Genomic DNA, 20,502 nt, shown 5'->3' with positions numbered 1-20,502 from the left:
TCTCAGTGCGCGACGCCCTCGCTGCGCGCCACCTTCCAGAAAGTCAGGGCCAGGATCTTCAGGTCGAAGGCGAAGGAGCGGTGCGCCAGGTAGTGCGCGTCGAACTCGACTTTCTGCGGGATCGGCAGCTCGTCGCGGCCGTTCACCTGCGCCCAGCCGGTCAGGCCGGGCCGCAGGACGTGGACGCCGCGCTGCGTGCGCAGCTCGATCAGGTCGTGCTGGTTGTGCAGGGCCGGGCGCGGGCCCACCAGGCTCATGTCGCCCACGAGGATGCTCCACAGCTGGGGTAGCTCGTCGAGGCTGGTCTTGCGCAGGAAGCCGCCGATGGGCGTGAGCCAGCGCTCGGGCGATTCGAGCAGGTGCGTCGCCACCACCGGCGTGTCCACGCGCATGGTGCGGAACTTGGGCATGCGGAACACGCGGTTGTCCCGGCCGATGCGGTCCGACCAGTACAGCGCGGGACCGCGCGAGCTGAGCTTGACCGCAAGGGCGACGATCGCGATCGGCAGCGCCAGCACCGGGAGGGCCGCGAGGCAGGTGAGGACATCGAAGGCGCGCTTGGTCATGGGCGGCTGGCTGCTGCGGCTTGCACGATACCCTCCCGCGGGGCCACGCGCGGCTGCCAGCCGAGCGAGCGCAAGGCATTGCAGTCGATCTCGAGGTCGCCGAGCAGACTGTCGGCCATGCGTCCGCGGCCGGTGGCCCGCGCCGCAGCCTCGAGCATCGTTGCCGGCAGGGGCCAGAGGCGGGCGGAAGCTCCCAGGCCCTGCGCGATGAGCGCCACAAGTTCCGGTGTCGAAACGGGCTCGGCATCGGCGACCAGGAACGTGCGGCGGGCCGCATCCGGGTGGTCGGCGCCGCACACGATCGCGTCGACGAGGTTGTCGAGCGCCAGCAGCTGCCGGCGGTTGCGCACGCCGGCCAGCGGCAGCGGCCAGCCGCGCTGCACGGCCCGCACGAGCCGCGCGAAGTTGCCGGGTGCGTGCGGGCCATAGACCATCGACGGCCGCAGGATCGTCCACTCCGTCGCGCCCGCTGCCAGCTCGCCTTGCAGCGCCTGCTCCGCATGCCACTTGGCATGCGCGTAGGGCTCTCGCGGTGCGGGCGGCGTGGCCTCGGTGAACGCCGTGCCGCGTGTGCGCGTGCCGAGCACGCCGACCGAACTCACGTGCACGAAGCGCCGCACGCCGCCTTGCTTCGCGATGCGTGCGAGCGACCGGGTGAGCGCGACGTCGGCTTCGAAATCCGCCGCGGAACCTGCGCGGTGCGCACGGGCCGCCAGGTGCACGACGCAGCCGGCGCCGTCGAACGCGCGCTCCAGGGACCCGTCGCGCGCTTCGAGTTCGCGGCGCCCGAGCGCGACCAGCGCCCGGCCTTCGCCCGCGAGCCGCGCCACGAGCCCGCGCCCGATGAATCCCGTTGCGCCGGTGACGACGACAGCGCCCTTCATCGTGCCAGCGCCCGGAAATGCGCGGCCTGCAGCAACAGCGCGCCCGTCATGCAGCCCGCGACCACCATGATCCAGTCGCCCGGCGCGACCTGCACCAGCGGCGCCAGCACGAGCAGGCCGAGCAGCATGGTGTCGACGCCTATGCACTGCAGCGAGTACGCGCGCGCGCGGCCCGCGAGGAAGGGCGCGTGGCTCAGGCTCCCGAAGAGGCAGGCCGCCATCTGCCAGATCGCGAGCGGCCAGATGTAGCGCCGGAGCGCCGCCCACTCGGGCGCGAGCCAGCCGAACGCCAGCGCCGCCTGCACGAGCAGGCCGAGGACGAGGACGATGGCACAGCATGCCGCACCGACGGCCACGGACGAGCGCACGCGCGCCTCGCCCTTGGACAGCAGGACCTGGGCCCATGCCGTGTGAACGAGCGCCGGCACGAAGCCGTACACGCGCAGCAGCACCAGCAGGTAGCCGGCCTCGACGGGACCCCACACGCGCGTCCACTGCACGGCGATCAACGTGGCGCTCGCGAGGTCGAACAGCGTGTGGACCAGCTTGAGCCGGCTGGAGCGGTCGTCGTGGCCATCGGCCTGCGCTGCATCGCCTGGCTCGACCGGTGCCCGCGCAGACAGCGTGGGGAACAGCCACAGGGAGCCCACGGCGTACCCGACGACGGCCGCGAGCAGCAGCGCCGTCGGCTCGCTGCGGGGGAACGCGAAGGCGCCGACACCGGCGATCAGGACCGCCAGCGCCGGCGGCACGCAGCGCACCAGGAAGATCGACAGGCCCGGGCCGGTGCGCAGCACGAGGCTTTGCGCCAGCGCCCAGGTCATCTGCGTGATCGCGATCGCGGCCAGCCAGGCGAGGGGGCTCGCATGGAAACCCGTCGCGGGGCTGCTCCAGAACCACGCGAGTGCCGCGAGCGGCAGCAGCCACACCATGCGCACGGCACTGGCAAGCCAGGCGCGGCGCGCGCCATGGGCAGGGTCGGCGCGATCGGCCAGCAGCGACAGCGGGCTTTGCGCCAAAGCGAGCGTCGCCCAGCTGAACGCGACCTGGTTCACGAGCGAAAACACACCGACCGCTGCCGGCTCGAAGAGCTTCAACAGGAACGCGGCGAAAAGTGCCTGGCTGGCGAGCGAAGCGAAGCTGCCCAGCAACGCGGGACCGCTCGCCTGCGGCAAGTGGCGCAGCAGCTTCATGGCAGCGCGCTCCACACCGGAAGCCCTCGCAGGCGCGCGTCCCACGCCAGCGAGAGCCGCTGCGAACGGTCTTCTTCGCGGGGCGGCAGCGAAGCCATCGCCGTGCGCCACGCGTTCGCATCGGCGACTTCGAGCGAGCGCAAGCGGCCCGCATGCTCGCGCGCCGCGCGCTCGAACCACGGATAGCCGTTGCCCACGACCGGCAAGCCCACCGCGAGGTATTCGAGCACCTTGGTCGAGGTCTGCTCGGAGAAGGGCAGGCGACCGGGCATGAGGTTCAGGCCCGCCCTTGCGCGCAGCAGCTGCGCGGGCACCTCGTCCTGCGCGATGCGACCCGTGCATGTGGCGTGGCCCGCGGCGGCGCGCAGCGAATCGTCCATCGCGCCGACGACGAGCAGGCCCAGGCCTGCGTCGCGGATCGCGGCCAACGCCGCGGCGAAAGCGGCGAGGCGCGTCGTCTCGCCGAGGTACACGAGGTCGAATTCGGGCGCCCCTGCCGCCCGTGCTTCGAAGAAGGCTTGCGGCACGCCCATGTCGCGCAGGCTCCAGGGCACATCGTCGATGAACCCCATGCGCTCGCGCACCCAGTCGCTCTGGAACACACGGTGCTGCGGCCGGGGGTGCGTCCAGCGCTTGACGCGGTCCTTGAGAGCGGCGGCCGGCGGCACGCTCGCCGACGCGTATTCATGCACCTGGTAAGCGCGCGGCCAGCGCGCCGCGGCATCGCGAGGCACGCGGCCGCAGATCCACCACAGCACCTGCGCATCCGCGGGCACCGTGCCGGCATCGGCATGGACGGTCGACTCGTGGCCCAGCGCGGCAAGGTGCGCGGCATAGGCCTGCAGCTCCGGCAGGTAGGACGCGCCGCCGCGGATGAAGTGCACGCGCGGCTTCGTCATCGCGCGATGCTTTCGGTGAGTACGTCATCCCAGGCGGCGATGAAGCCTTGCGGGTCGTGTTCGGCGTTGACGGCGGCGATGTCACGCGCGACCTCCTGCGGGTCCCGCGCGAACAGGGCCTGCACGGCTTCGGCCAGTGCCTGCGGCGACGCATCGCGCGCGACCATGTACGGCGCGTGGCGCGCCAGCATTTCGGCCGCCGGCGGGATGGGCGTGCTCACGACCGGCACGCCGCTGGCCAGCGACTCCAGCAGGACCAGCGGGTAGCCTTCGTACGCGGAACAGAGCAAGGTCACGTCCCACTGCCGGTAGCTCGCAGCCGTGATCGCCTGCTGGCCCGCGAACTGCAGGCGGCCCGATGCGATCTCGGCGCGCCCTTTCTCCACGAGGGCAGGCGCGAGGGCACCCGTGCCAACGACGGTGAGGCCATAGTCCGGCGGCAGCACAGCGAGGGTTTCGATGAGCACATGGGGCTGCTTTTCGGCGGACAGCCGGCCGACGAAGCCGAGGCGGCGCGAGCCCGGAACCGGCGCGCCGGCAGCAAGGAATTCCGGCGCCGCGGTGTTGCGGATGACATGCAGGCGCTGGCGTGACGGGTCGATGTCGCAAAAGGCGCGCAGCGAGTCCAGGCTGGCCTGGGAGCTGCACACGACGACGGGCGCCCGCCGGTACGTGTAGCGCAGCAGCGCACGCTTCACGGCGCCGGGCCGGGCGGCCTCCAGCACGTTCGTCACCGGCCCATGCACGCACATCACCCACGGCCTGCGCGCGATCGCGGCGAGGGCGCAAGCAACGTAGGAGGTGGAGAAGTTCTGCGTGGCGACGATCACGCCGCGCATGCGGTCGACGCGTTTGAGGTGCTCGAACGCGCTGCCGGGGTTGGAGAGGTTCAGGTGGTCGACGCTCCAGCCCCGGCCTTGCAGCCCTTGCGCCAACTGCCGGGACACCTGACCGACGCCGCCCACGCTGCGGTTGTCGTGGACGAAGAGCACATGCTTCGTCACGCCGCCGGCTCCCGCACGAGCGACCGGTAGACCTCCAGCACGCGCATCGCCATGGTCTGCGCACCGAACTCGCGCTCGTAGCGGGCTCGCGCCGCATGCCCCAACTGCGCACGCAAGGCCGGGTCGTGCAGCAGGTGCTCGAGCGCTTCGGCAACGGCGTGCGGGTCGTTGTCCACCAGCAGCGCCGATTCGCCATGCGTCACGAGTTCCGCGGCCCCGGGCAGGCGGCTGGCGATGATCGCCATGCCCGCGCGCATGGCTTCGAGGATGGAGATGGGCAGCCCCTCGTGGTCGGACAGCAGCACGAAGATGCGGTGCTGCGCGAGGCGTCGCGGCACGTCCGCGACGTTGCCCGAAAAGCGCACGCGTGTCAGGCCGAAGTTGCTCGCCTGCGCCTGCAGCTCGGCCCGCAGCGGCCCGTCGCCAATCACCTCCACCGGCGGCGGCGCGGCGACCAGGTGCAAGGCCTCCAGCAACAGGTCCGCGCGCTTGGGCGGCGCGAGCCGCGCGACCATCGCCACAGAAGCGGGCTCGCGGCCCGGGTCGCTGCGGAACGCGACGTCCGGCAGGCCGTTGGGGATCACGGTCACCGCGCCGGCGGCGACGGGCAGGCGGCGCGCCAGCTGCGCCTCGTGCTCGGACACGCAGATCAGGCGGTCGGTGCCGCGCGCCAGCAGCCGCTCGCCGATCCATGCGGCCTCGCGGGCCGGCGACTGCGCTTCGCGCTTGAAGCCGAAGCCGTGCACCGTGTAGACGGCCGGCAGGCCGCAGCGCCGCGCCGCGATGCGCGTGGCCGCGCCCGCGAACGAGCTGTGCGCGTGCAGGATGTCGGGCCGCAGGCGCCCGGCGAGGTCCTGCATCTCGCGAGCCGCGCGCATCAGCTGGAACGGGTTGGTCGAGTTGCGTGTCTGCTGCAGGGCATGCACCGGGATGCCCAGCGCCGCCAGCCGTTCCGCCAGCACGCCGCCGCCCGAGCCTATCGCCACCGCCAGGTCGACGTCTTGGCGCAGGGCTTCGCACAGCGCGAGCACGTGGCTTTGCGCGCCGCCGGCTTCGCCGCTCGTGATGGCCTGCAGGACCCTCATGGGGCGCAGGCCGGCTCCGCCGCGGCGTCCTGCCGCGCCTGGAAGACATGGTCGAACACCCGGCCCTCGAGCTGCGCGTTGGGCACCAGGCGTTCGAGCACTTCGCGCAACGCGATCACGTCGCCGGCCGCTGCGGCATCGGCCAGCCGGCGCAGCTGCCCCGCCAGTTCGGGCCAGGGAAGGAAGTCCTCACGCGCACGCATGATGCGCGGGTGCGGCGTGGCCTCGGGGTTGTCGCCGATCAGCAGTTCCTCGTGCAGCTTCTCGCCGGGGCGCAGGCCCGTCACGGCGATCTCGACGTCGCCGTCCGGTTGCCGCTCGTCGCGCAGCGTCAGGCCCGAGAGCGCCACCATGCGCCGTGCCAGCTCGATGATGCGCACCGGCTCGCCCATGTCGAGCACGAAGACCTCCCCGCCCTGCGCCATCGCGCCGGCCTGCACCACGAGCTGGCTCGCCTCGGGAATCGTCATGAAGAAACGCGTGACGTCCGGGTGCGTCACGGTGACCGGCCCGCCCGCGGCGATCTGCGAGCGGAACAGCGGGATCACGCTGCCGCTGGAGCCCAGCACGTTGCCGAAGCGCACCATCGCGAAGCGCGTGGTGTTGGCGACCGGCGCGGTCCCGTCGAAATCGACCGACGCCTGCGCCGACAGCGCCTGCAGGATCAACTCGGCGATGCGCTTGCTCGCGCCCATCACGTTGGTCGGCCGCACGGCCTTGTCGGTGGACACCAGCACGAACAGCCGCACGCCGCTCGCGATGGCGGCGCGCGCGGCGTTGAGCGTGCCCAACACGTTGTTCACCACGCCTTCCACCGGGTTGTGTTCCACCAGCGGCACGTGCTTGTAGGCGGCCGCGTGGTACACGGTGTCGGGCTTCCACGCGGTGCACACCTCCGCCAGGCGCGCGAGGTTCTGCACGCTGCCCAGCAGCGGGACGATCTCCACCCCCAGGCTTTGCTTGGCCGCTTGCGCCTGCAGCTCCGAGTGGATGCCGTACAGGCCGAACTCGTTGTGGTCCAGCAGCAGCAGCGTGCGCGGGCGCTGGCCGAGGACGACCCGGCACAGTTCGCTGCCGATGCTGCCGCCGGCGCCCGTCACCAGCACCACCTGCCCGCGGCAGTTCGCCGCCAGGAGCGCGGGGTCGGGCGCGACGGGCTCGCGCCCCAGCAGGTCCTCGACTTCCAGCTCGCGGATGTCGTTCACCGTGACGCGGCCGCTCGCGAGGTCTTCCAGCGCCGGCAGCGTCTGCAGGCGCACCGGCAGCGAGGCGAGGCTGTCGATGATCTGGTTGCGGCGCTCTCGGCTCGTGCCGGGCAGGGCCAGCAGGATGTCGGTGATCTCGTGCTGCTCGACCGCCTCGGGCACTTCATCGGGCGCGAACACGCGCGCGTCGTTGATGCGGCGGCCGACCTTCGTGCGGTCGTCGTCGATGAATCCGGTGACCGAGTATTGCCAGCTGTTCGCGAGCGCCGCGGCCGTCTGCGCGCCTGCTTCGCCGGCGCCGTAGATCAACAGGCGCCGCACGGGGCGCCGGTGCTGGCCCGTGAGCCAGAAGCGCGCGACCGATCGGCTTCCCGACACCAGCAGGAAGAAGAGGATGGGCTGCGTGATGCCGAGCGAACGCGGGATGACCTGGCCGCCCATCGCCTGCGTACCCCACAGCACGGCCGACATCAGCACCGCGTACACGGCCACCGCGCCCGCCGTGACCTTGAGCGTGGCGGCGCCCGTGAAGCGGAAGATGGCGCGGTACAGGCCGAAGGCGATGAACACGCCAACCGCCAGCACCGGCGCGGCGGCGTAGATCACCGCCTGGTCGGCGCTCGGGCGGTGCAGCGCGTCCAGGCGCAGGGTGAAGGCGATCCAGGTGGCGAGGAGCGCCAGCACCACGTCGAGGCTCGCGACGAGCAGCGTCTTGGCGGGGCGGGGCCACTGGAGGATCCGGGTGCGCATCGGTGGGGGCCCGCATGCGGGCCGCCGATTTTAGGCGGTGCGGGTGTCGATGCCGGCGTTGGCCAGCAGGTCGCCGACCAGTTCCAGGCGCACCAGCGGGTTGTCCAGCTCCATCAGCCTCTGCTTCAGCTCCACGGGCATGGGCATCAGTTCGCACCAGCGGTTGGCGAGCCAGCCGCTGTCCTGCAGCGCCAGCGGCGCCTGCACGGGCAGCTCGCCCTCCGCCACGCCCTGGTCGCGCAGCGAGTGGAGCAGGCGGTCCAGCGCCGTGGCGACGCCGCGCAGGTCGTCCGGTACCTCGACGTGCGCGTCCTGCGCGACCATCTGCACGTCGGCGACCCACAGGCCGTGCCGCAGCCGCTCGCGCCTGAGGATGCGGAAGCGCTGGCCGCCGCGCGCGCGGATGTGCATGAGGCCCGGCTGCACCTGCTCGACGTGCTCCAGGGTCGCGAGCGTGCCCACGTCGCGGAAGGTTTCCTTCTGCCCCGGCTGCTGCACCTCGGCGCCTTCGATGAGGGAGACGACGCCGAGCGGCGCGCCGGCCTTGTGCACCTTGCCGATCATGTCGAGGTAGCGCACCTCGAAGATCTTGAGCGGCAGCACCCCGCCGGGAAAGAGCACGGTGCTCAGGGGAAACAGCGGCAGCGATTGCAGCGTGAGGGCGGACGACATCGGGGAATTCACCGGCTGGGCCGCTATCATCCCACGACCCGGAGCCCCGCGCCTTGGTAGCCTACAAGATCATCACCTTCCTGCTGGACGTCGTCGCCGGCCTCATCGGCGGCGCCTGCCTGCTGCGCCTGTACATGCAGTGGCAGCGCATCCCGTTCTCCAACCCGCTGGGGCGTTTCGTCTTCGCGATCACGGACTGGATCGTCCTGCCCCTGCGCAAGGTGCTGCCGGCCGTGCGCAAGTTCGACACCGCGAGCTTCGTCGCCGTGGTGCTCGTGGAGCTCGCGGAATTCACCCTGCTCTGGCTGATCTCCGGGCGGCCCGGTGGCCCCGAGATCCTGCTGGTGCTGACGCTGTTCGGCGTGATCCGGCTGACGATCTCCGCCGTGATCGGCCTGATGATCGTCTACGCGGTGCTCTCGTGGGTGCAGAACGACTCGGTGTTGTCCGACCTGATCGACCGCCTGGCCGCGCCGCTGCTGCGGCCGATCCGCAAGATCGTCCCGCTCATGGGCGGGGTCGACCTCTCGCCCCTGGTCTTCATCGTGGCGATGTACGTGCTGCTGATGCTCCTGGATCCGCTCCAGGCGGCGGCGCTGAGCCTCTAGTCGACCGCGTCGGCCGGCTGCCGCTGCAGCATGGCCAGCGCGTGGGCCACCGTCTTGCGCAGCTCGCGCCGGTCGCAGATGAAATCGACCGCGCCCTTCTGCTGCAGGAACTCGGCGCGCTGGAAGCCTTCGGGCAGCGTCACGCGCACCGTGGACTCGATCACGCGCGGGCCGGCAAAGCCGATCAGCGCCTTGGGCTCGGCGATCACGATGTCGCCCATGAAGGCGAAGCCGGCGCTCACGCCGCCCATGGTGGGATCGGTGAGCACGGAGATGTAGGGCAGGCCCTTCTTGGCCAGGCGCGTGAGCGCGGCGTTGGTCTTGGCCATCTGCATCAGCGACAGCAGGCCTTCCTGCATGCGCGCGCCACCAGTGGCGGTGAAGCAGACGAAGGGCACCTTTTGCTCGATGGCGGTCTCGACGCCTCGGGCGAAGCGCTCGCCGACCACGGAGCCCATCGACCCGCCCATGAAGTCGAACTCGAAGGCCGCCGCGACGAGGCTGATGCTGTGCACCGCGCCGCCCATCACGACGAGCGCATCGGTCTCGCCGGTGTTCTCCAGCGCTTCCTTCAGCCGTTCGGGGTAGCGGCGGCTGTCCTTGAACTTGAGCGCGTCGACCGGCAGCACCTCCTGGCCGATCTCGTAGCGGCCTTCGCCGTCGAGGAAGGCATTGAGGCGGGCGCGGGCGCCGATGCGGTGGTGGTGGCCGCAGGTGGGGCAGACGTTGACGTTCTGCTCCAGGTCCGTCTTGTACAGCACGCTCTCGCAGCTCGGGCACTTGATCCACAGGCCCTCGGGCACCTGCCGGCGATCGGCGGGGTCGGTCTGCTGGATCTTGGGCGGGAGCAGTTTTTCGAGCCAGCTCATGCGGTCCTTCCTGTCGGGCTGAAACCGGGATTATGCGTCCAGGGCCTGCCGCACCCCCCGGAGGAAGGCGGCAAGGGCCGGGGCGACCTCGGAACGCGGTAATTCTTCGGCCACCTGGATGACCTTGGTGCCGATGACGACGGCGTCGGCCACCTTGCCGATCGCCTGGGCCGTCTGGGCATCTCGGATGCCGAAACCCACGCCGACGGGCACTTTCACGTGCTTGCGGATGCGGGGCAGGGCCTGTTCCACCGAGGCCGTGTCCAGGTGCCCGGCGCCCGTCACGCCCTTGAGCGAGACGTAATAGACGTACCCGCTGGCCACCCGCGCGACCTGCGCCATGCGCTCGTCGGTGCTGGTGGGCGCCAGCAGGAAGATCAGGTCCATGCCGCGCGCGCGCAGCTTGGCCGCGAAGGCTTCGCACTCTTCGGGCGGGTAGTCGACGACCAGCAGGCCGTCGACGCCGGCTTCGGCGCAGTCGCGGATGTAGGCGTCCTCGCCGTTCACCAGGTCGTAGCGCTCGACCGGGTTGGCGTAGCCCATGAGGACCACGGGGGTGCGGGTGTCGCGCTGGCGAAAGGTGCGCACCATCTGCAGCACCTGCTTCATGCCCACGCCGAGCGCCAGCGCCTTCTCGCCCGCGCGCTGGATCACGGGGCCGTCGGCCATCGGGTCGGAAAAGGGCACGCCCAGCTCGATGACGTCGCTGCCCGCCTCGACCATCGCGTGCATCACCTCAGGCGTAATGTCCGCATAGGGAAAACCGGCGGTGATGTAGGGGATGAGCGCCTTGCGCTTGCCTTCGCGCAGCCGCGCGAACGTGGCGTCGATGCGGCTCATTTCGAATCCCCGCCCTTGACCTTCAGACCGCGCATGGAAGGCCGGTCGTAGAAGTCCACGCCCGCCAGGTCGGCCACCGTGCCGATGTCCTTGTCGCCGCGGCCCGAGAGGTTCACGAGGATGTGCTGGTCGGGCTTCATCGTCTTCGCGAGCTTCATCGCGTAGGCGATGGCATGGCTGGACTCCAGCGCCGGGATGATGCCCTCGGTACGGCACAGGTAGTGGAAGGCCTCGAGCGCTTCCTTGTCAGTGATGCCCACGTATTCGGCGCGCTTGCTGTCTTTCAGCCATGCGTGCTCGGGGCCGACGCCGGGGTAATCGAGGCCCGCGCTGACGCTGTGCGTCTCGGTGATCTGGCCGTTGTCGTCCTGCAGGATGTAGGTGCGGTTGCCGTGCAGCACGCCCGGCGAGCCGCGCTGCAGCGATGCGGCGTGCTTGGGTGTGTCGAGGCCTTCGCCGGCCGCTTCGACGCCGACCAGGCGCGTCTTCTCGAACCCGATGTACGGGTAGAAGATGCCCATCGCATTGCTGCCGCCACCCACGCAGGCGACGACGACGTCGGGCTGCTTGCCGCCGGCCACCTGCGGCATCTGCTCGATGCACTCCTTGCCGATCACCGACTGGAAGTCGCGCACCATCATCGGGTACGGGTGCGGGCCCGCCACGGTGCCGATGATGTAGAAGGTGTTCTCGACGTTGGTGACCCAGTCGCGCATCGCCTCGTTCAGTGCGTCCTTCAGCGTCTTGCTGCCGGACTCCACGGGCACGACGGTGGCGCCCAGGAGGTTCATGCGGTAGACGTTGGGGCTTTGGCGCTTGACGTCCTCGCTGCCCATGTACACCACGCATTCCAGGCCGTAGCGTGCGCAGATCGTGGCCGTCGCCACGCCGTGCTGGCCGGCGCCGGTCTCGGCGATCACGCGTGGCTTGCCCATGCGCTTGGCGAGCAGCGCCTGCCCGATCACGTTGTTGATCTTGTGGGCGCCCGTGTGGTTCAGGTCCTCGCGTTTCAGGTAGATCTGCGCGCCGCCCTGCTCGCGCGACATGCGCGCCGCGTGGTAGACGGGCGAGGGGCGCCCCACGAAGTGCTTCAGCTCGTAGGCAAACTCTGCGAGGAACTCGGCGTCGTTCTGGTACTTCGCGTACGCCTCGCGCAATTGCGCGATGGCGTGCGTGAGCGTCTCGCTCACGAAACTGCCGCCATAGATGCCGAAGTGGCCGGCGGCGTCAGGTTGCTGGTAGGTGGTCATGGGAACTCTTCGCAAGAAGTGCGTCGGCGGCGCGCACGGCCGCGACGAACCGGATGATCTTTTCCGGGTCCTTGATCCCTTTCGAGACCTCGACCCCGGAGCTCACATCAACGGCCAGCGACTTGCAGCGCGGCCGTACTTGCGCGATGCCATCGCCCACGTTTGCAGGTGTCAACCCACCAGACAAGACGAGGTGAGCGTTGACGTTTGCGGGCAGGCGTGACCATTCGAAGGTTTTCCCGGCGCCGCCGTAGCCCTCCACGTGCGCATCCAGGAGGATGGCCCGGGCCGCGGCGTGCTCGTGGGCGAATTTTAGCAAGTCGAAGGCCGTGCCATCGAGGGGGATGCGGGCTGCCCGCAGGAAGGGATGACGGCCGCCTTGGGTCGAGTCCAGGCACTGCTGGGGCGTCTCGTCGCCATGGAACTGGGCCAGGGCATGGGGCAGGCGGCCCAGGCACTCGAGCACGCGCGCCGGGCTTTCATTGACGAACAGCAGCACCGGCGTGACGAAGGCGGGCAGGCGCGATGCCAACTCGACGGCGCGCTCGATGGGAACGTGGCGCGCGCTCTTCGCGTACTGGATGAAGCCGACCGCGTCCGCACCGGCCTCGACGGCCGCAGCCACGTCCTGCTCGCGCGTGAGCCCGCAGATCTTGATGCGCGTGCGTTCGGCGGCCTTCATGGCAACCCATCATACGCAGGGGTGCGGCTCGGCAATTGCCACTTGGCGTCGTACACCGGGCCGAGGAAGTACAGGCCGTCGGGCGAGAAGGTGGGCGAAGCGGCGTCGCGGTCACGCGCGGCGACCACGTCGCGCATCCAGTCCGGGGGTTGCTGTCCCTGGCCGATCACGAGCAGCGACCCCATGATGTTGCGGATCATGTGGTGCAGGAACGCATCGGCCTCGAAGTCGAAGCGCCAGTACGCGCCGCGCCGCGAGATGTCCACGCGCGTCAATGTCTTCACCGGGCTGCGCGCCTGGCACTCGGAGGCACGGAACGACGTGAAGTCGTGCGTGCCGACGAGGTGGGCCGCCGCGGCGCGCATCGCTTCGCCGTCGAGCGGCCGGAACACCCACCCGACGCGGTTCGCGTCGATGCTGGGCCGCACGGGCGATTCGAGCACCACGTACGCATAGCGCCGCGACGTGGCGCTCGCGCGCGAATGGAATTCGTCGGGCACGGCACGCGCCCATTGCACGGCGATGTCGGGCGGCAGGAAACGGTTGGTGCCGCGCAGCCAGGAGAACTCGCGGCGGTCGACGGCTACGTCGAAGTGCACCACCTGCATCAGCGCGTGCACGCCGGCGTCGGTGCGGCCCGCGCACACGGTGGAGACGGGCTGCGCGGTGAACTGCGAGAGGGCTTCTTCCAGCTTGTCCTGCACCGTGCGCCGCGAAGGCTGGCTCTGCCAGCCTTCGTAGGCGGTACCGAGGTAGCTCAGGCCCAGGGCCAGCCGCATCGCCGGCGTCCTAGAAGGGCGGAATCAGCTGATTTCCGCGAGGAACTTCTGCGCGGCGGACTTCAGCTCGCCGGAGGCTTCGGCGATCACTTCCTGGGCCAGCGTGCGCGCGCCGTCGGGGTCGCCGATGGCGTTGAACTCCTGCGCCAGGGCCAGCTTGGTGGCCAGCGGGTCGCTGCCCGTGTCGTCGAAGCCCGCGGTGGAAAGCGGGGCGCCGGCGGTGGTGGGCGTTTCGGTGTCGGGGCCGGCGGCCGGTGCGGCCGCGGCGGCCTTGGGCTCGTCCGCCTTCGCGCCGGGCAGGTCGAGCGACAGGCCGCCCAGGTCGAATTCGAGCATGCCTTCCGCGGAGGCGGCGGGCGCGGGTGCGGCGGCGGCCTGTGCCGCCGGTGCGGGCGCCTGGGCGGGCGTCGCATCGAAGTTCAGGCTGTTCTCGTCGAGCACGAGGTCGGGCGCGTCCAGCGTCGCGGCGGCGGGCGCAGCGGCGGCTTGGGGCGCTGCAGCCGGTGCGGCGTCGAAGTTGAGGTCCAGCGCCGGCATCTCGGGCGTGGCTTCGACGGCCTGCGTGCGGTCGTAGGTTCCGCCGGCGGCCGGGGCCGCTGCGGGCGCCGCTGCAGCGGCTTGCGGTGCGGCCGCAGCGGCGGGCTCGTCGTCGCCCAGCGAGAAGTCGAGGTCGAGGTCGACGTCCGGAGCCGGCGGGGCGTCCACCGGCAGGGCGGCGACCTGCTGCGTCGCGCCGAAGTTGCCGCCTTCCGTGGCCGCGGCAGCCGCGGCGCTGGCGGTTTCGCTCGGGGCGCCGCCGGGGCGGTACAGCGAGTTGGACGGGTCGAGCTCCTGGCCCAGTTCGCAGATGCGCGTCCACTCCGGGCCGTCGCCGTGCGTCAGGCCGTAGGCCTCGGTCGCGATCAGCTCGAAGGCCTTCGCGTCGCGGCGCTTCGCATAGATCTCCAGCAGCTTGGTGTGGATGGCCACGCGCTGCGGTTGCGTGCGCAAGGCTTCCTTGAGGATTTCCTCGGCCTGCAGGTCGCGGCCGTAGGCGAGGTACACGTCGGCTTCGGCCACCGGGTCGACGTCGCCAGCCGCGTCGAGCTGGCTGGGCGAATAGACCATCGAGGAGCCGGTGACGCTGCCTTCGTTGGTGTCGATGCGCTGGCCGCCGCTGGCGCCGAAGAAGGAATCGGGCTGCAGGCGGCTTTCGAGGAAGGACGAATCCACCTGCGCGGCCTTCTTGCGCTGCTGCACGCGATAGAAGCCGAAGGCCGCGGCCAGGGCCACGAGCAGGCCGATGCCGCCGAGGATGAGCGGGTTCTCGAGCAGGTCGTCGAGGAAGCCGGCCTCGGCCTTCGCGGGCGCTGCGGGCGGCTTGGCAGCCGCGGCAGGCGCGGGTGCGGAAGCGGGCGCAGCGGCCGTCACGGAAGCCGCGGGTGCGGCGGCGGAAGCGGAAGCCACCGCAGCGCTGGCGGCCGGCGCAGCGGCCGCGGAAGCGCTGGTCGTGGCCGGCGCGGCGGCCGAGGCGACCATCGCCGCAGCCGGGGCGGAAGCGGGCGCCGCGGCGACCACGGGTGCCGGCGCAGAAGCCGGCTTCGCGGGTTCGGCGACGGCCGGCTTGGCGGAGGCGGCAGCGGCGGGCGCAGGAGCCGGCGGCGTGGGGGCGGGCGCGGCGGCGGCCGGCGCGGAAGCCGGCTTGCCGGCGGCGGCGGGCGTGCCGAGCGGCACCGGGATGCCGGGCTTGGCGGCGCTGGCCGTCGTGGCGGCGGCGGGCGTGCCGGGCGCGGGGGCCTTGCCGAGCTTGTTCAGGTCGGCGATGTTCTTGTTCAACTCCGCCACGCGCGTGGCGGCGTCCTGCTGCGCGCGCTGCTGGGCGATCTTGTCCTCGGCCCCGCCCTTGCCCTGCGCGCTGCCCTTGGACAACGTGAGCTTGTCGGGCGCGGCGGCCGTGGGCTTCTTCTCTTCGACCTTCGCGGTGACCTTGCCGCCCGACTGGCGCTGGGCATCGCCGACCTTGGTGGTAGGCACGCCCTCGGCGAGGCGGCGGCGGAATTCGTTGAAGTCCTTGCTCTGGGCGACCAGCGTCTGCTTGGCTTCGTCCGTCGGCACCAGCGCGGCCTGCTCGGCGCTGGGCATGTCCAGCACGGCGCCGGAGCGCAGGCGGTTGATGTTGCCGCCCATGAAGGCGTCGGGGTTGGCGCGCAGCATCGCGACCAGCATCTGGTCGAGCGACACCGTGGCGGGCTTGTTCGCGCTGGCGATCTTGCCGGCGGTGTCGCCGTCCTTCACCGTGACCTGCTTGCCTTCGCCGGGAGGCGAGGGCGCGCGGGCCGTGGGTGCTGAGGGAGCGGCACGGCCGCCAGGCGCAGCGCGGCCCGCGACGGCGGGAGCGGAGGGCTGGGCGGCGCCGGGCGCACGCGCGGCGGGCTGTTGCGGCGCGGGGGCCGGGGCCGTCTGCGCAGTGACCGGTTGCTGTTGCTGCTGGCGCATGGCCGGCGGATCGAACAGCATGGTGTAGTCGCGCACGATGCGGCCGGACGCCCAGCTGCTCTCGAGGATCAGGTCGACGAAGGGTTCGTTGACGGCGCGGAAGCTGACCAGGCGCAGGAAGTGGCGGCCGTCGGGACGGCGCTCGAGCGTGATGCGCACGTCGGCGAGGGCGGGGCTGTATTCGACGCCGGCGGCCTTGAAGGCGTCGGGCGAGGCAATGTTCGCCTTCAGCGAGGCGATCTCGTCGGCATTGATCTCGGGGATGTCGATCTCGGCGCGCAGGGGCTCGCCCAGCGCCGACAGCACGGTGACGCGGCCCAGTGCGAGCGCGTTGGCATCCGACGCGGAAACGCCGAAAACGACCGCAGCGGCGATGGCCAGCGCAGTCGCTTGCCATCGCGGCCTACCGATCGCAGATTGCGTCCCCATTGCCCGCTCGCCAGGCAATCTTTTTGTCTTCATGCGAACCCACGCCTCGACGCTGAAAAACTGAAAAGGACCATAACATCAATGTCTTAGGCTGACAAGCTGAGACAAGTTTTCAACTTCGTTGCCTGCTTGCGATTCATGGTTTGCACGCACACGGTCGTTGTCGCTTGACAACGGCTCGGGCCCGCCGGACCCCCAAGTGGCGACGGCCTGGACCCCGGGAGGGACAGGCCGTCGTCGTTTGCCTCGGGTGAGGCGGGCGATTATGCGTCAAGCAGGATGCGCAGCATCCGGCGCAGCGGCTCCGCGGCGCCCCACAGCAGCTGGTCGCCGATGGTGAACGCGCCCACGTACTCGGGGCCCATCGCCATCTTGCGGATGCGGCCCACGGGGATCTGCAGCGTGCCCGTGACGGCGACCGGCGTGAGGTCCTTCAGCGTGGCCTCGCGCGTGTTGGGCACGACCTTCACCCACTCGTTGTCGGCCGCGAGCATGGCCTCGATGTCGGCGACCGGCACGTCCTTCTTCAGCTTGAAGGTGAGCGCCTGGCTGTGGCAGCGCATCGCGCCCACGCGCACGCAGAAGCCGTCCACCGACACCGCGGGCGCCGCGAAACCGGGCCCCTGGCCGAGGATCTTGTTGGTCTCGGCGCCGCCTTTCCATTCCTCGCGCGACACGCCGTTGCCCAGGTCCTTGTCGATCCACGGGATCAGCGAGCCCGCGAGCGGCACGCCGAAGTGCTCGGTCTCGGTGGCCGACAGAGCCTGTTGCTTGCCCAAAAGCTTGCGGTCGATCTCGAGGATGGCCGACTTCGGGTCGTCGAGCAGCGAGCGCACTTCGGCGTTGAGCGTGCCGAACTGCGTGAGCAGCTCGCGCATGTGCTGCGCGCCGCCGCCCGAGGCCGCCTGGTAGGTCATGGTCGACATCCACTCGACCAGGCCCGCCTTGTACAGCGCCCCCACGCCCATCAGCATGCAGCTCACGGTGCAGTTGCCGCCGATCCAGTTGCGCCCGCCCTTGGCCAGCGCGTTCCTGATCACCGGCATGTTCACGGGGTCGAGGATGATGACCGCGTCGTCCTTCATGCGCAGCGACGAGGCCGCGTCGATCCAGTGGCCCGTCCACCCGGCCGCGCGAAGCTTGGGGAACACCTCGGTCGTGTAGTCGCCGCCCTGGCAGGTGATGACGACGTCGCACTTCTTCAGCGCCTCGATGTCGAAGGCGTCCTTCAGCGTCGTCTCGTTCTTGGCTTGCGCCGGGGCCTTGCCGCCGGCATTGGACGTGGAGAAGAAGACCGGCTCGATGAGGGGAAAGTCGCCTTCCGCCTGCATCCGGTCCATGAGGACCGAGCCGACCATGCCGCGCCAGCCCACGAGGCCGACCAGCGGTTGCTGCTGCTTGAGAGTCATGTCATCGCCCTTTCAGTTTTGATCCTGTGTCCCCCGGCTCGTCTGACGGGCCGGGAGGGGGCGCGCGACGAACCGGAGCTGCTAGCTCTTGGTAATCGTCTTCTTCGTGATCGCGGCCACGACGGCGTCGCCCATCTGCTGGGTGCCGACCTTCGTGGTGCCTTCCGACCAGATGTCCGCGGTGCGCAGCCCCTGCGCGAGCACGTGCTCGACCGCCGACTCGATGCGCGAGGCGGCCTGGGGCTGGTTGAGTGAGTAGCGGAGCATCATGGCTGCAGACAGTATTGTAGCCAAAGGATTAGCGACGCCCTTGCCCGCGATGTCCGGCGCGCTGCCGTGGCTGGGCTCGTACAGGCCCTGGTTGTTGGCATTCAGCGACGCCGAGGGCAGCATGCCGATGGAGCCGGTCAGCATCGCCGCCTCGTCCGAGAGGATGTCGCCGAACATGTTGCCGGTCACGACCACGTCGAAGAACTTGGGCTGGCGCACCAGCTGCATCGCCGCGTTGTCGACGTACATGTGGTCGAGCTTGACGTCGGGGTAGTCCTTGCCCACCTCGGTCACCACGTCCTTCCACAGCTGGAAGGTCTCCAGCACGTTGGCCTTGTCGACGCTGGTGACGTGCTTGCCGCGCTTGCGCGCCGCCTCGAAGGCCACGCGGGCGATGCGCTCGATCTCCGGGCGCGTGTAGCGCATGGTGTCGAAGGCTTCCTCGGCGCCGGGGAACAGGCCGTCGGGCGACTGGCGGCGGCCGCGCGGCTGGCCGAAGTAGATGTCGCCCGTGAGCTCGCGGATGATCAGGATGTCCAGGCCCGACACGAGCTCGGGCTTGAGGCTGGAGGCGCCCACCAGCTGCTCGTAGCAGATGGCCGGGCGGAAGTTGGCGAACAGGCCCAGGTTCTTGCGCAGGCCCAGGATGGCCTGCTCGGGGCGCAGCGCGCGTTCGAGCTTGTCGTATTTCCAGTCGCCCACGGCTCCGAACAGCACCGCGTCGGCCTGTTTGGCGAGCTTCAGCGTCGCGTCGGGCAAAGGGTGGCCGTGCGCCTCGTAGGCGGCGCCGCCCACCAGCGCGGTTTCGCTTTCAAATTTCAGGTCGAGGACGTTCAGGACCTTCACGGCCTCGGCGACGATCTCGGTGCCGATGCCGTCGCCCGGCAGGATGGCGATCTTCATGGGGTGGATGCTTTCAATTGCGCGAGGACGTCGCGGAAACGCTGCGTCAGGGCGGGGTTGCGCACCGCGCTGCCGGTGACGATCAGCGCGATGTTGTCCGCGGTGGTTTCCTCGGGGTGGATGACGTAGCCGGTGTTGCCGCCCAGCTGTTTGAGGTAGGACTCGTTCGTGTTCGCGTCGAACCACAGGGGCTGGCCGTCGCGGCGCACCGGCACGCTCGCCTTGCCGTCCGCCGAGGGCTCGACCGCGAGCAGCCGCACGTCGAGCACGTGGAAGAAGGTTTCGCCCGGCTGCAGCGTGGTGCGGCGCGCGACGAGCACGGGCATGACGGAATACGCGCCGCCTGCGGCCTCGACACGCATGGCGTGACGGTCGAACGGCGCGTCGGGGTTGAGGATGCGCGGCTCCAGCCACTCGGCCGGCCACGCGAGCGGCGGCGCTTCGGAAAAACCGAGCACGGCGTAGAGGCGGCTGGCGCGCGGCGCGTTGTAGCGGCTCCAAACGTGGAACAGCTCGTGCGCCATCAGGCCCGGCGAAGGCGGTACGTTGCGCGGCAGGAAGACCGCGGCGCCGCGTGTGTAGGGCGCGCCGGCGGAATCGCCGCCATTGGTGCACGCGATGGTCACGGTGGGCGGCAGGCGCAGGCCGAGCTCCTCGAAACGGGGCGCCACGCCCGCGAGCGACGCGCGGGCGGTTTCCACCGCGGCCGGTGCGCAATCGACCGCGCTGGCCTGCAGCACCTGGCGGAACTCATCGCGCGACACCGCGCGCCCGGCCGTCGCGGCGCGATGGAACGGGCCGACGTTGGGCAGCCAGTCGTCGTCGGCGGCCAGCAGCTGGCGCGTCTCGGCCGCGGTCGCGAATTGGAAACGCGTGGCGCGGGTACCTGCGTCCTGCGCTTGAGCGGCTGCCGCCGCGAGCAACGCGGCGGCGAGGAAGGCGCGGACTTTCACTGCAGCGTGTGCGCCAGCCAGGGCTTGGTCGCGAGGCGCTGCGCCTCGAAGGCCTTGATCTCGTCCTTGTGCCGCAGCGTCAGGCCGATGTCGTCGAAGCCGTTGAGCAGGCAGAACTTGCGGAAGGGCTGCACGTCGAAGGCGATCTCGGGGCCCTGCGGCGCGACGATGACCTGCCGCTCGAGGTCGATCGTGAGCTCGTAGCCGGGGAAGGCATGGACCTCGTCGAACAGGCGCGACACCTGCGCCTCGGAAAGGACGATGGGCAGCAGGCCGTTCTTGAAGCAGTTGTTGAAGAAGATGTCGGCGTAGCTGGGCGCGATGATCGCGCGGAAGCCGTACTGGTCCAGTGCCCACGGCGCGTGCTCGCGCGACGAGCCGCAGCCGAAGTTCTTGCGCGCGATGAGGATTGACGCGCCCTGGTAGCGCGGCTGGTTCAGCACGAAGTCCGGGTTGGGCTTGCGCTGCGAAACGGGCTTGCCGACCCAGCCCGGGTCGGTGAAGCGCCACTCGTCGAACAGGTTCTCGCCGAAGCCGGTCTTGCGGATCGACTTGAGGAACTGCTTGGGGATGATCGCGTCGGTGTCGACGTTCTCGCGGTCCATCGGGGCCACGAGCCCCTTGTGCACGGTGAACTGCTTCATTTCTTCTTCGATGCCGCGTCTTCGATCTTCTCGCCGGCGCGCTGGATGTCCTGGCCCGCGCCCTTGACGGTGTTGCAGCCGGCGATCAGGAAAGCGAAGGACAGGGCGACGAGGGTCGTGATGGTCTTCATGG

20 protein-coding genes are annotated in these 20,502 nt (G+C 70.4%); 1 reads left to right on the top strand and 19 read right to left on the bottom strand.

What is annotated here, in order from left to right; translation table 11 throughout:
* Nucleotides 1–2: 2 nt before the first annotated feature.
* Genes WG903_RS17480 through WG903_RS17445 form a run of 8 tightly spaced genes read right to left on the bottom strand, consistent with a single transcriptional unit; the run spans nt 3 to nt 8,258 of the window.
* On the bottom strand, nt 3–566 hold the full coding sequence (locus WG903_RS17480) for a sugar transferase (RefSeq protein ID WP_340077782.1): 564 nt from the start codon (nt 564–566) through the stop codon (nt 3–5).
* A complete protein-coding gene (locus WG903_RS17475) occupies nt 563–1,450 on the bottom strand; it encodes an NAD-dependent epimerase/dehydratase family protein (RefSeq protein ID WP_340077780.1) in 888 nt (295 codons plus the stop codon). Before WG903_RS17475 ends, WG903_RS17480 begins: the two co-directional genes overlap by 4 nt.
* The gene (locus WG903_RS17470) at nt 1,447–2,643 is read right to left on the bottom strand and encodes a hypothetical protein (RefSeq protein WP_340077778.1); all 1,197 of its coding nucleotides are present in this window, start codon (nt 2,641–2,643) and stop codon (nt 1,447–1,449) included. The genes WG903_RS17475 and WG903_RS17470 overlap by 4 nt, the downstream gene beginning before the upstream one ends.
* Nucleotides 2,640–3,542 carry a glycosyltransferase gene (locus WG903_RS17465; protein WP_340077776.1) on the bottom strand — a complete coding sequence of 301 codons (903 nt, stop codon included), beginning with the start codon at nt 3,540–3,542 and terminating at the stop codon, nt 2,640–2,642. Before WG903_RS17465 ends, WG903_RS17470 begins: the two co-directional genes overlap by 4 nt.
* Complete coding sequence (locus tag WG903_RS17460; RefSeq protein ID WP_340077774.1) at nt 3,539–4,546, bottom strand: glycosyltransferase; 1,008 nt, start codon at nt 4,544–4,546, stop codon at nt 3,539–3,541. The genes WG903_RS17465 and WG903_RS17460 overlap by 4 nt, the downstream gene beginning before the upstream one ends.
* On the bottom strand, nt 4,543–5,631 hold the full coding sequence (locus WG903_RS17455) for a glycosyltransferase family 4 protein (RefSeq protein ID WP_340077772.1): 1,089 nt from the start codon (nt 5,629–5,631) through the stop codon (nt 4,543–4,545). The genes WG903_RS17460 and WG903_RS17455 overlap by 4 nt, the downstream gene beginning before the upstream one ends.
* A complete protein-coding gene (locus WG903_RS17450; RefSeq protein ID WP_340077770.1) occupies nt 5,628–7,586 on the bottom strand; it encodes a polysaccharide biosynthesis protein in 1,959 nt (652 codons plus the stop codon). The genes WG903_RS17455 and WG903_RS17450 overlap by 4 nt, the downstream gene beginning before the upstream one ends.
* Before the next feature lie 30 nt (nt 7,587–7,616).
* Nucleotides 7,617–8,258 (bottom strand): LON peptidase substrate-binding domain-containing protein, encoded by a 642-nt coding sequence (locus WG903_RS17445; RefSeq protein WP_340077768.1) that lies wholly within the window; start codon nt 8,256–8,258, stop codon nt 7,617–7,619.
* Between the two features lie 53 nt (nt 8,259–8,311).
* On the opposite strand from WG903_RS17445, the gene WG903_RS17440 reads away from it, so the two are divergent.
* On the top strand, nt 8,312–8,866 hold the full coding sequence (locus tag WG903_RS17440; RefSeq protein WP_340077766.1) for a YggT family protein: 555 nt from the start codon (nt 8,312–8,314) through the stop codon (nt 8,864–8,866).
* On the opposite strand, the gene accD is transcribed toward WG903_RS17440, so the two are convergent.
* The 11 genes from accD to WG903_RS17385 form a co-directional block, all read right to left on the bottom strand.
* Nucleotides 8,863–9,735: an acetyl-CoA carboxylase, carboxyltransferase subunit beta gene (gene accD, locus WG903_RS17435; RefSeq protein ID WP_340077764.1), complete on the bottom strand. Its 873-nt coding sequence runs from the start codon at nt 9,733–9,735 to the stop codon at nt 8,863–8,865. The two genes, WG903_RS17440 and accD, sit on opposite strands and share 4 nt — an antisense overlap.
* Nucleotides 9,736–9,765: 30 nt before the next feature.
* On the bottom strand, nt 9,766–10,575 hold the full coding sequence (gene trpA, locus WG903_RS17430) for a tryptophan synthase subunit alpha (RefSeq protein WP_340077762.1): 810 nt from the start codon (nt 10,573–10,575) through the stop codon (nt 9,766–9,768).
* Nucleotides 10,572–11,825: a tryptophan synthase subunit beta gene (gene trpB, locus WG903_RS17425; protein WP_340077760.1), complete on the bottom strand. Its 1,254-nt coding sequence runs from the start codon at nt 11,823–11,825 to the stop codon at nt 10,572–10,574. Before trpB ends, trpA begins: the two co-directional genes overlap by 4 nt.
* Nucleotides 11,803–12,507 carry a phosphoribosylanthranilate isomerase gene (locus WG903_RS17420; protein ID WP_340077758.1) on the bottom strand — a complete coding sequence of 235 codons (705 nt, stop codon included), beginning with the start codon at nt 12,505–12,507 and terminating at the stop codon, nt 11,803–11,805. The genes trpB and WG903_RS17420 overlap by 23 nt, the downstream gene beginning before the upstream one ends.
* Nucleotides 12,504–13,286, bottom strand: a complete 783-nt coding sequence (truA, locus tag WG903_RS17415) for a tRNA pseudouridine(38-40) synthase TruA (RefSeq protein WP_340077756.1) — start codon at nt 13,284–13,286, stop codon at nt 12,504–12,506. The genes WG903_RS17420 and truA overlap by 4 nt, the downstream gene beginning before the upstream one ends.
* Nucleotides 13,287–13,310: 24 nt before the next feature.
* A complete protein-coding gene (locus WG903_RS17410) occupies nt 13,311–16,190 on the bottom strand; it encodes a FimV/HubP family polar landmark protein (protein WP_340077754.1) in 2,880 nt (959 codons plus the stop codon).
* 263 nt (nt 16,191–16,453) lie between these two features.
* Nucleotides 16,454–17,599: an aspartate-semialdehyde dehydrogenase gene (gene asd / locus WG903_RS17405; RefSeq protein ID WP_340077752.1), complete on the bottom strand. Its 1,146-nt coding sequence runs from the start codon at nt 17,597–17,599 to the stop codon at nt 16,454–16,456.
* Between the two features lie 81 nt (nt 17,600–17,680).
* Nucleotides 17,681–18,772 (bottom strand): 3-isopropylmalate dehydrogenase, encoded by a 1,092-nt coding sequence (gene leuB, locus WG903_RS17400; protein ID WP_340077750.1) that lies wholly within the window; start codon nt 18,770–18,772, stop codon nt 17,681–17,683.
* A complete protein-coding gene (locus tag WG903_RS17395) occupies nt 18,769–19,725 on the bottom strand; it encodes a hypothetical protein (RefSeq protein WP_340077748.1) in 957 nt (318 codons plus the stop codon). The genes leuB and WG903_RS17395 overlap by 4 nt, the downstream gene beginning before the upstream one ends.
* Complete coding sequence (gene leuD / locus WG903_RS17390; protein WP_340077746.1) at nt 19,722–20,369, bottom strand: 3-isopropylmalate dehydratase small subunit; 648 nt, start codon at nt 20,367–20,369, stop codon at nt 19,722–19,724. Before leuD ends, WG903_RS17395 begins: the two co-directional genes overlap by 4 nt.
* Entirely contained in the window at nt 20,366–20,500 is a 135-nt protein-coding gene (locus WG903_RS17385; protein WP_340077744.1) for an entericidin A/B family lipoprotein, read from the bottom strand. The genes leuD and WG903_RS17385 overlap by 4 nt, the downstream gene beginning before the upstream one ends.
* Nucleotides 20,501–20,502 lie beyond the last annotated feature (2 nt).

Origin of the sequence: Ramlibacter sp. PS4R-6, assembly GCF_037572775.1 — a bacterium.
In the GTDB taxonomy this organism is placed as follows: Bacteria; Pseudomonadota; Gammaproteobacteria; order Burkholderiales; family Burkholderiaceae_C; genus Ramlibacter.
Note: the sequence above shows the minus strand (reverse complement) of the source record. Positions and strands in the feature narration are given on the sequence as shown.

What these genes read in the sequence shown, in the direction of transcription:
- WG903_RS17480 (WP_340077782.1), bottom strand. Translation starts at nt 566, where the DNA reads ATGACCAAGCGCGCCTTCGATGTCCTCACCTGCCTCGCGGCCCTCCCG.
- WG903_RS17475 (WP_340077780.1), bottom strand. Translation starts at nt 1,450, where the DNA reads ATGAAGGGCGCTGTCGTCGTCACCGGCGCAACGGGATTCATCGGGCGC.
- WG903_RS17470 (WP_340077778.1), bottom strand. Translation starts at nt 2,643, where the DNA reads ATGAAGCTGCTGCGCCACTTGCCGCAGGCGAGCGGTCCCGCGTTGCTG.
- WG903_RS17465 (WP_340077776.1), bottom strand. Translation starts at nt 3,542, where the DNA reads ATGACGAAGCCGCGCGTGCACTTCATCCGCGGCGGCGCGTCCTACCTG.
- WG903_RS17455 (WP_340077772.1), bottom strand. Translation starts at nt 5,631, where the DNA reads ATGAGGGTCCTGCAGGCCATCACGAGCGGCGAAGCCGGCGGCGCGCAA.
- WG903_RS17450 (WP_340077770.1), bottom strand. Translation starts at nt 7,586, where the DNA reads ATGCGCACCCGGATCCTCCAGTGGCCCCGCCCCGCCAAGACGCTGCTC.
- WG903_RS17445 (WP_340077768.1), bottom strand. Translation starts at nt 8,258, where the DNA reads ATGTCGTCCGCCCTCACGCTGCAATCGCTGCCGCTGTTTCCCCTGAGC.
- accD (WP_340077764.1), bottom strand. Translation starts at nt 9,735, where the DNA reads ATGAGCTGGCTCGAAAAACTGCTCCCGCCCAAGATCCAGCAGACCGAC.
- trpA (WP_340077762.1), bottom strand. Translation starts at nt 10,575, where the DNA reads ATGAGCCGCATCGACGCCACGTTCGCGCGGCTGCGCGAAGGCAAGCGC.
- trpB (WP_340077760.1), bottom strand. Translation starts at nt 11,825, where the DNA reads ATGACCACCTACCAGCAACCTGACGCCGCCGGCCACTTCGGCATCTAT.
- WG903_RS17420 (WP_340077758.1), bottom strand. Translation starts at nt 12,507, where the DNA reads ATGAAGGCCGCCGAACGCACGCGCATCAAGATCTGCGGGCTCACGCGC.
- truA (WP_340077756.1), bottom strand. Translation starts at nt 13,286, where the DNA reads ATGCGGCTGGCCCTGGGCCTGAGCTACCTCGGTACCGCCTACGAAGGC.
- WG903_RS17410 (WP_340077754.1), bottom strand. Translation starts at nt 16,190, where the DNA reads ATGGGGACGCAATCTGCGATCGGTAGGCCGCGATGGCAAGCGACTGCG.
- asd (WP_340077752.1), bottom strand. Translation starts at nt 17,599, where the DNA reads ATGACTCTCAAGCAGCAGCAACCGCTGGTCGGCCTCGTGGGCTGGCGC.
- leuB (WP_340077750.1), bottom strand. Translation starts at nt 18,772, where the DNA reads ATGAAGATCGCCATCCTGCCGGGCGACGGCATCGGCACCGAGATCGTC.
- leuD (WP_340077746.1), bottom strand. Translation starts at nt 20,369, where the DNA reads ATGAAGCAGTTCACCGTGCACAAGGGGCTCGTGGCCCCGATGGACCGC.
- WG903_RS17385 (WP_340077744.1), bottom strand. Translation starts at nt 20,500, where the DNA reads ATGAAGACCATCACGACCCTCGTCGCCCTGTCCTTCGCTTTCCTGATC.